Annotated in this window: 11 protein-coding genes and 1 pseudogene; 5 read left to right on the top strand and 7 right to left on the bottom strand. The window is 57.1% G+C overall.

Going from position 1 to position 14,064, the window contains the following annotated elements; translation table 11 throughout:
- Positions 1-9: 9 nt before the first annotated feature.
- From GIR22_RS01870 to GIR22_RS01860, 4 genes and pseudogenes are all read right to left on the bottom strand, one after another.
- Positions 10-1,257: an FAD-dependent oxidoreductase gene (locus GIR22_RS01870; RefSeq protein WP_246207762.1), complete on the bottom strand. Its 1,248-nt coding sequence runs from the start codon at positions 1,255-1,257 to the stop codon at positions 10-12.
- Positions 1,246-1,407, bottom strand: a pseudogene (locus GIR22_RS26210) (rubredoxin); the annotation flags it as partial. The pseudogene GIR22_RS26210 and the gene GIR22_RS01870, both read right to left, overlap by 12 nt.
- An 11-nt stretch (positions 1,408-1,418) precedes the next feature.
- Entirely contained in the window at positions 1,419-2,858 is a 1,440-nt protein-coding gene (locus tag GIR22_RS01865) for an aldehyde dehydrogenase family protein (RefSeq protein WP_154741651.1), read from the bottom strand.
- A gap of 15 nt (positions 2,859-2,873) precedes the next feature.
- Entirely contained in the window at positions 2,874-4,055 is a 1,182-nt protein-coding gene (locus GIR22_RS01860; protein WP_154741650.1) for an aromatic ring-hydroxylating oxygenase subunit alpha, read from the bottom strand.
- 319 nt (positions 4,056-4,374) lie between these two features.
- Here GIR22_RS01860 and GIR22_RS01855 point away from each other — a divergent pair, with 319 nt between their 5' ends.
- Positions 4,375-6,051 carry a BCCT family transporter gene (locus GIR22_RS01855; protein WP_154741649.1) on the top strand — a complete coding sequence of 559 codons (1,677 nt, stop codon included), beginning with the start codon at positions 4,375-4,377 and terminating at the stop codon, positions 6,049-6,051.
- Between the two features lie 115 nt (positions 6,052-6,166).
- On the opposite strand, the gene GIR22_RS01850 is transcribed toward GIR22_RS01855, so the two are convergent.
- Complete coding sequence (locus GIR22_RS01850; RefSeq protein ID WP_154741648.1) at positions 6,167-7,081, bottom strand: LysR substrate-binding domain-containing protein; 915 nt, start codon at positions 7,079-7,081, stop codon at positions 6,167-6,169.
- A gap of 366 nt (positions 7,082-7,447) precedes the next feature.
- On the opposite strand from GIR22_RS01850, the gene GIR22_RS01845 reads away from it, so the two are divergent.
- Together GIR22_RS01845 and GIR22_RS01840 are read left to right on the top strand one after the other, a co-directional pair.
- Positions 7,448-8,155 carry a TetR/AcrR family transcriptional regulator gene (locus GIR22_RS01845; RefSeq protein WP_154741647.1) on the top strand — a complete coding sequence of 236 codons (708 nt, stop codon included), beginning with the start codon at positions 7,448-7,450 and terminating at the stop codon, positions 8,153-8,155.
- Positions 8,145-8,933: a pyrroline-5-carboxylate reductase family protein gene (locus GIR22_RS01840; RefSeq protein WP_154741646.1), complete on the top strand. Its 789-nt coding sequence runs from the start codon at positions 8,145-8,147 to the stop codon at positions 8,931-8,933. The genes GIR22_RS01845 and GIR22_RS01840 overlap by 11 nt, the downstream gene beginning before the upstream one ends.
- A 67-nt stretch (positions 8,934-9,000) precedes the next feature.
- On the opposite strand, the gene GIR22_RS01835 is transcribed toward GIR22_RS01840, so the two are convergent.
- On the bottom strand, positions 9,001-11,037 hold the full coding sequence (locus GIR22_RS01835; RefSeq protein WP_154741645.1) for an NADH:flavin oxidoreductase: 2,037 nt from the start codon (positions 11,035-11,037) through the stop codon (positions 9,001-9,003).
- 209 nt (positions 11,038-11,246) lie between these two features.
- Here GIR22_RS01835 and GIR22_RS01830 point away from each other — a divergent pair, with 209 nt between their 5' ends.
- Positions 11,247-12,146: a glycine betaine ABC transporter substrate-binding protein gene (locus tag GIR22_RS01830; RefSeq protein WP_154741644.1), complete on the top strand. Its 900-nt coding sequence runs from the start codon at positions 11,247-11,249 to the stop codon at positions 12,144-12,146.
- A 128-nt stretch (positions 12,147-12,274) separates the two neighbouring features.
- On the top strand, positions 12,275-12,898 hold the full coding sequence (locus tag GIR22_RS01825) for a dimethylsulfonioproprionate lyase family protein (RefSeq protein ID WP_343039627.1): 624 nt from the start codon (positions 12,275-12,277) through the stop codon (positions 12,896-12,898).
- A gap of 90 nt (positions 12,899-12,988) precedes the next feature.
- Here GIR22_RS01825 and GIR22_RS01820 read toward each other — a convergent pair whose 3' ends face one another.
- Positions 12,989-14,032 carry an LLM class flavin-dependent oxidoreductase gene (locus tag GIR22_RS01820; RefSeq protein WP_154741642.1) on the bottom strand — a complete coding sequence of 348 codons (1,044 nt, stop codon included), beginning with the start codon at positions 14,030-14,032 and terminating at the stop codon, positions 12,989-12,991.
- Positions 14,033-14,064: the final 32 nt, after the last annotated feature.

Here is a 14,064-nt window from a genome sequence, read left to right as displayed (position 1 = left end):
TTTTTGTTCTCATGCCACGTGTGTGTGAGAGGCCTGGCAGTTCTGCAGCCAGGTGCTGCGTTGTTGCTGCGCTTGGCGTCCGAGCAAGACAAAACCACGCAAAGTGCCGGCGTCATCGTGAAACGCAGCGCTGAGGCCGTCGGCCGTATGTTCAGTGTGCCATTGACCAATGCAGTCAGCCGGTGCCGCAAGCAAGCACAGTGGCGCTGCCGGGGTCTTGACCGTGACGGGCATCAACGGATATCGAACGATGGTTGCGTGGCCTGTCAGCGTGCGCGCCAGGGCTTCAATACCTTGGTTGATCGGTGCCAGGTAAGGCATCAATTGGCCGTTGATCTCAATGCAGTCCCCCAGGGCGTAAATGCCGGACACCGAGGTTTGCAGGTATTCATTGACCTTGATCCCGCGTTCGCATTCCAGGCCGCAAGCCATCGCCAGTTCCTGGTTGGGCCGCAGTCCGATGGCTGACAGCACCAGATCCGCTTGCAGGTGCTCGCCGCTGGACAGCGTCAGTTCGAATCCATGGGGGCCGCGTTCGATGCGTTGCAAGGTGGTTTGCAGGTTCCAGCTCACACCCAGTTCACTGAGGGCCTGCTGCAAATGAAGGCCGGCAGATTGCGGAAGCAAACGCTCCATTGGCCAGGCACCTAAGCCAATGACGTGTACCTGGAAACCGCTGCTGGCCAGGTCGTTGGCGAATTCGCAGCCGATCAGCCCGTCGCCGAGGATGGCGATGCGGCGGGTACCCTCCAATTGGGTGCGAAAGGCATGATAATCAGAGAGGTTGTTGACGCTCACCATGGCCTCGGCGCAACCCTCTACCGGCACACGAACGGGCGCTGCGCCACTGGCAAGAACCAGTTGGCCATAGGTGATTTCACCGAGGTTGGTGTAGACGCGTCGAGACTGGGCGTCGATGCGTTCTACGTGGCAGTGCGGGTAAACCCGAATGCCCAGCCGTTGTTCGATAGCCAGGGGGCTTTCGCTCGACAATGCGGCCGCGCTTCGACCCTGTGCCAGCGCAATCGACAACGCTGGCTTGGAGTAGGCATGCCCGGACTCGCGAGTCAGTACGCGGATCTCCACATTCGGGTCTTGTTTGCGCAGGGCCTGGGCCAGGCCGTAGCCTGCATGACCGCTGCCGATGATAACCACCGGGCCGGCAGGCAGAGCCACTTGCACCGGGGCGGCGACAGGGCGGAGGGCAGTTGCCGCGACTACCGGCGCAGCAGTGGCGGGCTCGGTGATCTCGATCATCTCGAAATCACTCTTGCCTACCTTGCATTCCGGGCACAGCCAGTCCTCTGGTACATCTTCCCAGCGGGTGCCGGCAACGATTCCGTCATCCGGCCAGCCCAGGGCTTCGTCGTAGATCAGCCCGCAAATAATGCATAGCCACTTCTTCATGATGTCGCCCCTCACTCGCCCTGGATTCGCAGCGCCAGGTTCTTGGTACGCACATAGCTGTAGAGCGCTTCCTGACCCTTTTCGCGACCGTAACCGGATAGGCCTACACCGCCGAAAGGCGTCTCGATGCCGCCGGCAAACCATTCATTGACGTACACCTGGCCCGCCCGCAGTCGTCGCGAGCAACGCAGGGCAAGGTTCAGATTCTGGGTGAATACGCCAGCCACCAGGCCGAAGTCGGTGCCATTGGCCAAGCTGATGGCCTCTTCCTCGGTGTCGAAGGGCAGGATCGCCAACACTGGGCCGAATACTTCACTTTGAGCGATTTCCATGTCCGCGGTAACATCGCAGAACACCGTTGGCTGCATGAAGTTGCCGGCCAGACTTGACACTGCATCGCCTCCGGCAACGACTCTCGCACCGGCCTGTTGGGCGCGTTGGCACATTGCCTGAATGCCTTGAAGTTGAGCGGCTGAAATCACCGGGGTCAGTTCGGCATTCTCCGAACCTGGGCCAATGTTCAAGCCCCGTGCCAGAGCACCGACTTGCTCGATCACTTCGTCGTAGATAGAGCGCTCGACCAATAGCCGTGACATCGCGGAACAGACCTGCCCGGCATTGAAGAAGATCCCGTTGCGTACGCTTGCCAAGAGTTGTTCGCGGTCAGCATCGGCGAACACTAGAGCCGCTGATTTGCCGCCCAACTCCATTACGCTGGGCACCGCATTCTCTGCTGCTGCGCGCAAAATGCTTTGTCCGGTGGGTACCGAGCCGGTGAAGACAATCTGATCAACGCTTTTGTGCGCCGCCAGGAATGCCCCGACTTCACGCCCGCGGCCGCACAGCAGATTGACCGCGCCTTGGGGTAAACCGGCGCGTTCGATCGCCTGCATCAATACGCACAGACCCAGTGGCGAGAGTTCCGGCGACTTGATGACGACCGCGTTGCCTGCGGCTAATGCGGGGGCCAGGGAACGGGCGCAGATCGATACCGGAAAGTTCCAAGGTACGATCTGCAACGAAACACCCATCGGCTCATAGAGGGTGAAGTCCATATAGCCATTGCCCAGCGGTACCGAGATGCCTTCAATCTTGTCGGCCATGCCGGCGTAGTATTCGAAATAGCGCGCCGCTTCAGTGAACTCGTCCCGCGCATCGCGAAGGGTTTTGCCATTTTCCGCGCAAAGGATTTCAGCGCCTTGGTCTGCCACCAGACGAATCTGCCGGGCGATTTCCAATAGCCAGCTGACCCGTTGGGCGGGGCGTACCCGGGTAAGCGCGGCGCTATCCGCGCAGCGCCGTGCCGCCTGCAGGGCGAGTTCGGCGTCGGCGACGCTGGCCTGGGCCATGGTCGCGACCGGCTGGTTGCTGGCAGGGTTGAGGATGGTCAAGTGTTGATCGCTATCGACCCACTGCCCGTCGATATGGTTAAGCCAGTGTTGAATGCTCATCGGGATATCCTCGGCTCAGGCCTTCTCGGCGCTATTCAACAATTGGCGTGCGGCCCATTTGTGGAAGTAATGAGTCGGCAAGTCCATTTCCGGTGAGAAGGCTCCACCTTTGTAACCCGGCGAGCTGCGACCTTTTTGCATGCCTTCGACTGAGGCAATGTCTTCGGCGAACACTACCCGCCAAGACTCGAGGACGGCCTTGCGAGCGGCGTCGTAATGCGCACTGAGGGCCTCGTCGCCTACATAGAACACGCGCAGGTGTTCAATAGTCTTACCTGGTGCTACCGGCTCAAGCATCATCGCAAAAGCGTGGTCGGCCTGGATGCCCAGCAGCACGTTGGGGAAGAACGACACGTACTCGGCATTGCGCATGCGATCAGCCGGCCAGGATGGGAAGGTCGGCAAGTGGGTGCCCGCGACGTCTGACAGGTTGTAGGCAAGGCTGCCTTGGCCGGCGAATTGGTCAAAAATGATGTTGTAGTGGTCTTCCAGGCGCGAATAGCTGTTCAGGCTTGGGTGAATCCATGGCAGGTGGTAGGCCTCGCAGTAGTTCTCGACGGCGAGCTTCCAATTGCAATTGACCTCAATCGCCATCGCGCCGCCGTTGGTCTCGCGGCGCAGCAGACCCATGCCATCCGAGCCCAGAAATTGCGCCCAGCGTTCGGTCAGCGGGGCCAGAGCGTCTTCCAGCGAAGGAGCATCCCCGGACAGATTGACGAACACCATGTCCATCCAAATGGCACTGCGCAGCGGCTTAAGGCCGTGTTTCTCGCAGGCGAAGCGTTCGTCTTTATGCTGGTTGATTCCGCCGACATGAGGCGTGCCACGCAACGCACCATTCAGGTCGTAAGTCCACGAGTGGTATGGGCAACGAATCATGCCCTGGATGGTGCCGGCTTCCTGCACCAACTTGACGCCACGGTGGCTGCAGACGTTGTGGAAAACCTGAACCACACCTTCGCGGTTGCGCATCATCAGCAGCGGCAGGCCCATGAAGTCCACCGGCTTGACGTAGGCGTTGTTTGGCAGGTCAGTAGCAAAACCGATGCACGCCCAGTTGCTGCCCAGAACCTGATCTCTGTCCAGCTCGAAGTAGCGCTGCTCGGTGTAAAAGTCGTTGGTCAAGCCATGGGCCTGTTCGATAGGAGCAAGAACGGCTTCCAGGGTTTGTACGGGGATGAGGTTTGCGATGCCCATTATTGTTGTCTCCAGATCGCACGGTTGGTCAGCCTTGATGGCCTGTGGCTGGAGTGATTGTTCAGGGCGTGGATGGATGCCGACAAACCATTTTTAATTCTGGATTGATGAGAAAAAGTCATTCATGTGATTTTGCAGTAAATGCACAGCTTCCCCCTGATTATCAGCCAGTTATGCATGCATTTATCTCATCAATTGATGAGATAAAATGGTTTGTTCAGCTCGACCGTCCTCACTCATTGTTGATCGCGCAATCCCCATATTGCAGATAATTACAATCCCGTACGGCGTTGCACTACAAAAACAAGGGAGATAGCCGATGCGTGCTAAAAGTGGCCTGTTCAAAGGCCTCAACCCGACTGTGACGATAGTCTCGGTCGCAATTGTCGTGATCTTCGTGCTGCTTTGCGCCTTTAAGGGCGATCAGGCCGCAGCGGTGTTCAAGACCGCTTCCGATGCAATCCTGGAAAATTTCAAATGGTTATATCTGGCAGTCGTGAGCGGTTTGCTCGGTCTACTGTTGATGCTTGCGTGCGGGCGTTACGGCACACTCAAGCTGGGCGCTGAGAACGACACTCCGGAGTTCAGTTTCGGTGCATGGATCGCCATGTTGTTCAGTGCCGGAATGGGCATTGGGTTGATCTTCTGGTCAGTTGCAGAACCAGTCCTGCATTACGCGAGTAACCCATTCAGCCCAGGGCTGACCGACGAAGCCGCAACGGTGGCGATGCGGCTCACCCTGTTTCACTGGGGCCTGCACCCCTGGGCTATTTTCACCATGATCGGCCTGAGCCTGGCGTACTTTGCCTATTGCAAAGGTTTGCCCCTGGCGCTGCGCTCGATTCTTTACCCGCTTATAGGCCAGCGCATTTATGGGCCTATTGGTCACGCGGTGGATATCCTCGGTGTGGCGATCACCGCGTTTGGGGTTTCCCAATCGCTGGGCCTGGGGGTGGTACAGATCAACACCGGTCTTAACCAGGTCTTCCAGGTGCCGGTAAGTATCGGCCTGCAACTGTCCATCATCGCTTTGGTGACGCTGATCGCTGCAGTGTCGCTGGTGGCGGGCCTTTCCAAAGGCATGAAGCGCCTGTCCACCTTGAATATGTGGATGTCCTTCGGCTTGATGGTCGTGGTGTTGTGCCTGGGGCCGACCCGTTACATCTTCAACTTTTTCTTCGAGGCCACGGGTGACTACGTCCAGCATATCGTCGGCTTGAGTTTCTGGACCGACGCTCAGGCCGATACCCATTGGCAGAAAAGCTGGACTGCCTTTTATTGGCCATGGTGGATGACATGGGGGCCTTTCGTAGGTTTGTTCATCGCGCGGATCTCCCGTGGTCGTACCGTCCGCGAGCTGATTGTCGGCGCTTTGGTGGTGCCTACGCTGGTGACGGTCCTGTGGATGTCGGTGTTCGGTGGCGCAGCATTGAAGGACGAGCAACACGCCCGCCAGGCTTATGCACAACTACCGGTGGCTGAGCAGAATGAAGCGGCACCTTTTAAAGGCGGGGTCGTGCTTCAGTCGACCCAGAAAGAAACCACGTCGGCGATGTTCACCTTGCTCGAGCGTCTTGATGGGCCGGCTGTGGGTGCGGTGTTGTGCCTGATCGTTTGCTTGCTGCTGGCGGTGCATTTCATCACGGCGGCGGATGCTGGAACCCAGGTGCTGTGCATGCTCAATTCCGTGGGCAGCATCAATCCGCCCAACTGGATTCGAATACTCTGGTGCTTCCTTGAAGGCGCTATCGCGGCGGGGTTATTGCTGGCTGGGGGACTGATCGCAATCCAGATGGCGAGCATCATCATCGGCCTGCCGATTGCGTTTTTCCTGCTCATTACCGGCTACAGTCTTATCCGCAGCCTGCGGGCTGACACCTTCACCACTGCCAACGGCCAGGTCATGCGCCCAATCGCAAGTGAGCCGATGGCAGACCCTTACCCAGCTTACCTGGACAATCTTGCAGCGGTGAAGCGTCCGCGGGAGCTCGCATGACCCGGTTGCATGCTCAAGCGCATCGGCACCAATTGTAGCGTTACTGATGAAGAGGGCGCCGGGTGCAAGCCGGGGCCCATCTTTCTTGCGTATCAGTACCAGGATCAACAGTCACTCAAGCGTCAACGGTTTCTTTCAGATGGGTCATCAGCCACTGGCAGAAACGGTTGACGCTTTGTCTGTTGGGGGCTCTGCCTTGTGGTTCGAGCAAGCAGAACTGTGCATCGGTACGCAGGGTGGTTTGCGTCGGCCGCACCAAGCCTCCGGTCTGCAGGTGGTTGCTGATCAAACTCGACCAGGCCAAGGCAATACCCTGACCCGCAAGCGCCGATTGGATCAGCATGGCGTAACTGTTGATATTTATGCGTCGCCGAGGCTCGGGTGCGGGGTGGCCCAGGCGCTGAAACCACTCCATCCAACCGATCCAATCCCGCTGCGGATCCTCCAGCCATAACCAGGTGCATGTGCCTAACCGATCCAGCGCAGCGATCTCTGGATGCTGCGCTAAATAGGCAGGGCTACATACCGGGAAAATCTCTTCGCTGAACAACGGCGTGACCTTCATGTTCTTCGGCGGCGTGCTGCAGTAGTAAAGCGCGAGGTCGCAGTCCAGCCGGGAAAAATCGCTGACTTGGTCGGTGGCAATGATACGCAGGTCAATCTCCTCATTTTGGCGTTGAAATTCCGAAACGAGAGGAAGCAGCCACAACGATGCCATTGCCGTACTGGTGACGACAGTGACCTGCTGTGCTCCCTGCCAGTGGCGAACACCCGCTGTGGCGTGGACGATTTGCTGCAGCGAGCCAAGAATGTTTTCGTAATATTGACTACCGGTGGCAGTGAGGTTGATTTCTCGGGTGGTACGGACAAATAGCGCAGTGCCTAGATAATCTTCGAGTATGCGTATCTGACGGCTGATCGCGCCTTGGGTAACGTTCAGTTCGCGAGCTGCCAGGGTGAAGCTCAAGTGGCGAGCCGAGGCCTCGAATGCCACCAGGCTGTTGAGTGGCGGCAGGGGTTGCAGTTTCATCAGGTTAGTCACTGTTTTATAAGTTTTATGTGCCTGGAGATTGTGCAGAAGTCAGTGTGCAGTAGCCACCATTTTAGGCGATCAAACCTAGTGTTTCGACATGCGGTACAACCGTTGGCCACAGGCCCTAATCAGCTTCACCCGGAGCGAGTCGAGCTCTGTATCAGGCTGTATTTTTTTGATTGAAATTAATTATTTGGATTGAGTATAAAACGCAAATTTTCATTGACCTTGAGTGCCGAGCACACAAAGGAAAATCTGTCGGGGTTGGTGCCATGCTGAGAAGTCGACTAAATGTACTTTGGTGTACATTTACAGGTCGCCAGAGTACATTTAAGTTACGTATTTTGAATAAGGTAAGGCGAGATGTCCCAGTTAGGGAAGGCCCGTGGTAAAGCCCAGGAGGCAGGTTGGCGTGGGTCGCCGGAGGGTTGGCTGGAAGCTGCTTATGATGCCTTGAAGGAGTCGGGTGTCGATGCCGTTCGGGTCATGCCGCTCGCCAAGCGCCTTGGCTTGTCACGAACCAGCTTCTACTGGTTTTTCGAGGATCGCGAACAGCTGCTGGCCGCCTTGCTTTCACGCTGGCGGGAGACCAATACGGGGGGCATGATCCGGCAAAGTGAAAGCTATGCGGAAAGTATCTCCGAGGCGATCCTGAACGTTTTCGAGTGCTGGCTTAACCCCACGTTATTCGATTCACAATTCGAATTCGCGGTGCGTAGCTGGGCGCTTCAGTCCAGTGAAGTTTCTGCACAAGTATCGATCGTCGACGAGCAGCGCATGAACGCTTTGGCGAGCATGTTCAAACGCTTCGGTTATGACAGCCAGGGCGCTGATACGCGGGCCCGAACGATCTACCTGACTCAGATTGGTTATATCTCCATGAACACGACTGAGTTGATCACCGTGCGCTTCCAGCGCATACCTCATTACGTGAGTATTTTCACCGGTAAAGTCCCCAAGCAACGCGAGCTGGATCGTTTCTACGGGAAGTTCGGCTATGCCGAAAAAGCGCCTGGGGTTTTCATCCCTTTGACGGACACCTTCGATGAGGCCTCAGTCAATGAGCAATGAGACACTGGGGATTATTGGTGGAACCGGTTGGTTGGGTGGCTCAATTGCACAGGCCGTGCTGGCGAAGGCACTGTTGCCGGCGGGCAAGCTGGTCATTTCGAACCGTTCGGGCAGCCATCCATTGGCGCAACAAGGCGTGTGCCTGGTCACTGATAACCAGGCGCTGGTGAACCGCAGCGATGTTGTCATCATCGCGGTTCGCCCCGAGCATTTCACCAACCTGAATATCAACGCGACGGGCAAGACGGTCATTTCTCTGATGGCCGGGATCACGGCGCAGGTAATTGCTGTTCAGACCAAGGCTTCGGTGGTCGTGCGGGCGATGCCCAACGCGGCGGTAGAAATCGGACAGTCCTTTACGCCTTGGTATTGTTTTGGAGAGGTAGGGGCAACGACGAGAAGCTTTGTGCAGCGTTTGTTTGAATGTGTCGGTACTGCCGCCGAGGTTCAGGCGGAAGACTTTATTGATTACCTCTCCGCACTTTCGGGTACTGGCCCGGCCTTTCCCGCCTTGCTGATGACGGCACTGGCCAACCAGGCGATGGTTGCCGGCATACCGGCTGATATTGCGCAGCTCGCGGCGAAAAATGTCGTTGTAAACAGCAGCCAACTACTTTCCAGTCGCGATGCCCAGCAGGTGATCGATGCCCTGGTTGCCTATCAGGGCGTGACGGCCGCTGCTTTGCAAGCGATGACGCAAGGTCACTTTGAAGAACAGGTCGGTAAGGCGTTGCAAGCAGGCGCTGCCGTTGCCCGGGAAGGGCTTCAGGTCGGATAAACCGAAGCCTCTTTACAGAGGCTTCGGTTAACATCGTATTGACTCCGCTGAAGACGTCAGTATGACTTCAGATGTCTTTGAGCAACCGTAGCGCATCGTAGATGGCGGCATGGGTATTGCGCGCCGACACCGCATCGCCGATCCGGAATAGCTGGAAACGGCCTTCAGGGTTGGTCACGATATTTTGGGTTTTTCCGGCGATCAGATTGTGCTGTTCGACCGCGCCGTTATTGCTCGAATGGGGGCGCAGGTCGAAGTACAGATCGTCCAGGGGAAGGGTGCCGTGGTTGATCACCACCTGATCGACCACTCTCTGTTTATGCACCTGGCTATAATCGCTGCTGAAGTTGGCAACCAATTGCCCGTCGTGCTTCTCTACGGAGTCGACCCGATACGTGACCGTAAAGGTGACGTCCAGGTCCTGCAGGCTGCGCATGTAAGGCACCAGGTTCATCGCCATCACCTCGGGTGAAAACGATCGGTCAGGCGTGACAATTTCCAGCGTTGCGCCGCTGTTGGCAATGACCTCTGCCGCTTGTAACGCCGCGTGGTCGCCCGCGTCGTCGAAGATCAGCACGTTCTTGCCGGGCTTGATGTCGCCAGAAATGATGTCCCAGGCTGACACCACCAGTTCATTGCCCTGCTTGAGCACCTCGGTGTGCGGCAGGCCGCCGGTGGCGACGATCACCACATCCGGCTCTTCAGCCAACACTGTCTCGGCCTCGGCCCAGGTGTTGAAGTGGAACTTCACGCCCAGGCGTTCGCATTGCGCCATGCGCCAATCGATGATGCTGATCATCTCGCGACGACGCTCGCTCAGAGCGGTCAATCGGATCTGCCCGCCGGGTTGGTCGGCGACTTCGAATACCGTGACGTCGTGGCCGCGCTCACCGGCGACCCGTGCCGCCTCCAAGCCTGCCGGACCGGTGCCGATCACCACCACCTTGCGCCGGGTTGGCGCCTTGGGGATTTCGTGGGGCATGGTGGTTTCGCGACCGGTTGCAGCGTTGTGGATGCAATACGCGGCACCGCCCTGATAGATGCGATCCAGGCAGTAGTTGGCGCCGACGCAGGGGCGGATTTCCTCTTCGCGCTTTTCGATGATCTTGCGCACAATGTGCGGGTCGGTCATGTGGGCCCGGGTCATGCCGACCATGTCCACCTTGCCGGAGGCGATGGCATGTCGCGCAGTGGCCACGTCCGGGATCTTGGCCGCATGGAAGGTCGGAAAACCGGTGGCCGAGCGGATCTCACCGGCAAAATCCAGGTGTGGCGAGTTACGCATGCCCTGGATCGGAATCACATCAGTGAGGCCGGCATCAGTATCAATGTGCCCGCGAACGACGTTGAGGAAGTCGACCAGGCCGCTGTCCTTGAGCAGGTGGGAGATTTGGATTCCGTCTTTGGCACCGAAGCCACCTGGCAGGTCTTCATCGCCAGTGTAACGAACCCCCAGCAGGAAATCCTCGCCGCAGCGCTGACGGATTCCACGCAAAACATCAAAGGTGAAGCGCAACCGGTTTTCCAGCGAACCACCGTATGGGCCGTCGAGCTCGTTGGTCAGTGGCGACCAGAACTGGTCCATGAGGTGACCGTAAGCCTGCAACTCCAAACCATCGAGCCCCGCCGCCTTCATGCGCTCGGCGGCGTCCACGTAGTCCTTGATGATGCGATCGATGTCCCAGTCTTCCATTTTTTTTGGAAAGGCCCGGTGGGACGCCTCACGGCGATGGGAAGAGGATACGACCGGGAGCCAGTCAGCCTTGTCCCAGCGCGTGCGCCTGCCCAGGTGGGTCAGTTGAATCATCACCGCTGCACCGTGTTCGTGACATTCGTCGGTCAGGTCCTTCATCCATTTGACCACCTCATCCTTGTACGCCAGCACGTTGTTGAACACCGGGGGGCTGTCACGGGAAACAGCGGCGGAGCCTGCGGTCATGGTCAGCGCAACGCCGGCCTTTGCGCGTTCAACGTGATAAGCCCGGTACAGATCCTTCGGCATGCCATCGACAGGATAGGCGGGCTCATGGGAGGTGGTCATGATCCGGTTTCTGAGGGTCAGGTTTTTGATCTTATAGGGCTGCAGCAAAGGATCACTGGACATGGTGTTGCTCCGGGAACAGAACATCAGGCTTGGGTTGACATGAAAGTATGTCGAATGTACATATGTGTCAACGAGTGAGACGCAGATGTACATTTTGAGGGCGTAACCAGAAAGTCAGGACTGAAATCGGGGGGAGAGGGCTGGCGTCTTTGCGTAAGCACCTCTGTTGCACTGCCAATAATAATTAATACAGTACGCGGAGATGCATCATGATGACGTCACCCAGTAAAACCTGTATCGGCTGGTTTGCAGGCTTGGCCATGGCCTCCTGCAGCCTGATGACTCACGCCGAGGAACCTGCACCTATCCGTATCGGATGGGTGAATTGGTCGGATACGGAAATCGCTGTAAAGCTGGCAAGCACCGCATTGCAAGACCACCTCAAGCAACCGGTTAAATTGGTGCTGGCCGATATTGGTATTCAGTTCCAGGCGCTGGCTAACGGCAATATCGACCTGATTCCAATGGTCTGGTTGCCGATTACTCACAAAGCGTTCTATGACAAATACCGCGACAAACTCGAAGACCTGGGCGTGTTGTATGAAGGTCGGATCGGCATGGCGGTGCCAACGTCTATACCTACCCGTGAGATCGCCAGTGTCGAAGACCTTAACAAGCCAGAAGTGCGGGAAAAACTCGGTGGAAAAATCCTGACTTCCGAAGTGGGTAACGGTCAATACAAGCTGACGGAAAAGGCCATTAAAGAATATAAACTCGATGGCTATAAGATGGTTGGCTCTTCGGAGGCTGGCATGTTGAGCGAGTTGGACCGTAATCTGAAACGTGAGAAATGGTCGTTGGTCAACGCATGGAGCCCACATTGGATGTTCTCCAAGTGGTCCCTGCGTTATTTGGAGGATCCGAAGCGGATTTTCGGTGGCGCTGAGCAAATCCACGCGGTTGCACGCCAAGGTTTCAGCGCAGAGCACCCCGATGTTGCTCGATTTTTTGCTAACTTCAAAATTCCTCAAGCTGATCTTGAGACATTGATGGCTGCTGCGCGTGAAAGCTCTGCAGACAAGGTAGTTGCACAATACTATGCAGCCAACAAGCCCCGCTTTGAGGCAATGTTTGGCAGTCAAGCCGCGTCGGTGCCAGCAGCTCAGTAATGACAGTCGTCTGGCTGTAGCTATTTGACAGTTTGGTGCCCTTGGTGGAGAGCCAGGAGCACTGGCTGCATCGACTAAAGGCGCAGCCTCACGTATTTTTACGGACTGGGTGAGTGGGTTCGAAAACGATGATGAACAGCACTGAAAACCTGTGTTTAGATCCTGATGTTATTAAGCGCGGCCAGCTGCTTCAGCGATCACTTCAGTATGTCCTGTCAAACAGCGTTGCCGACATTGCGTCAGATTTGCCTGCTACTTCTCTAAACACGGCCCAATGGCTCATCACAAAGCCATCGAAGACTCTCCATGCGCTACCAGATTCTTTGGAGCCCTATTTATCCCAAGCCCTTAACGCTGCGCCAAGAACCGACGAACATTTGAGCGCGGTACTGGGGGCGTTAAGCGTTATCTTGCCCCATGTCACTTGGATAAAACGACAGGCCCAGCCTGGCCAGGACGATGCGTTTGTGCAAAGGCATCGTCATGGGATGATCACAGGCCCGGATGGGCTATTTGAATGCTCCACCTTGACCTTGGGATTGGCGCTCATGGCGCCTGATACCTGTTATCCCTTTCACCAACACCCTCCGGCTGAGTTCTATCTCATCCTGTCGCCAGGCGAATGGTACCGAGAGGACGTGGGGTGGTGGAATCCTGGAGCAGGGGGCGTTGTATTCAATCCTTCGTCCTGTATCCATGCAATGAGATCAACGGATGCTCCACTTCTGGCGCTGTGGGGGTTACTTCATTAGTGCCTACTAAGGTATGGCGCGGACAGCAAAACGCCGGCATGAGCCGGCGTTTTGCTTATCAGGGTTTATCGCAAAACCTGGCGGGCGAACTCAGCGAAACGCCGGCACTACCTGCTTGATGAACAGCGCCAGAGATTTTTTCTTCTCGGCATGGGGCAGGCTGTTATCACACCAGAAGCTGAACTCGTCGACCCCCAGTTCCTGGTAATACTTGATGCGCGGGATGATTTCTTGCGCGGTGCCGATCATTGCGGTTTTGTGCAGGCTCTCCAGTTCGAACTCCGGGCGTGCAACGAATTTTTCTTCCGGGCTTGGCGCGAGGAAACCATTGACCGGCACCTCCTTGTTGCCAAACCAGGCATCAAAGGTACGATAGAACTTCGAGATCGCCTTGGCCCCGACTTTCCAGCCTTCGGGGTCATCGGCTGCGTGGATGTGGGTGTGACGCAGCACCATCAGTTGCGGGCGTGGTACGTCTGGATTGTTATCCAGGGCGGCCTGGAACTTGTTCTTCAGGTCGAGGACTTCTTCGTCGCCCTTCATCAGCGGCGTGACCATGACATTGCAGCCGTTGGCCACCGCGAAGTTGTGCGAGTCCGGGTCGCGAGCGGCGATCCACATCGCAGGGTTGGGCTTCTGGATCGGCTTCGGCACGCTGGTGGAGGTGGGGAATTTCCAGATATCGCCATCGTGGGCGTAATCGCCTTGCCACAGGGCGCGAACCACCGGAACCATTTCCCGCAGCGCTTGACCGCCGGACGATGCCGGCATGCCACCGGCCATGCGGTCGAATTCCACCTGGTAGGCGCCACGTGCCAGGCCCACTTCCATGCGACCGTTGCTGATCACGTCCAGCAGTGCACATTCACCGGCAACCCGCAGCGGATGCCAGAACGGCGCGATGATAGTGCCGGCGCCGAGGTGAATGGTCGTGGTCTTGGCGGCCAGATAAGCCAGCAGCGGCATTGGGCTCGGCGAGATAGTGTATTCCATGGCGTGGTGTTCGCCGATCCAGACGGTGCTGAAACCACCGGCTTCGGCCATCAGAGTCAGTTCAGTCAAGTCTTCGAACAGCTGACGATGACTGACGCTTTCGTCCCAGCGTTCCATGTGCACGAACAGGGAAAATTTCATGACGCTTACCTCGGATCTTTGTTATTGACTGT

The sequence above is a fragment of the Pseudomonas karstica genome (assembly GCF_009707515.1).
GTDB lineage: Bacteria > Pseudomonadota > Gammaproteobacteria > Pseudomonadales > Pseudomonadaceae > Aquipseudomonas > Aquipseudomonas karstica.
The sequence above is the reverse complement of the archived record's forward strand: the minus strand, read 5'-3'. Positions and strand labels throughout refer to the sequence as shown.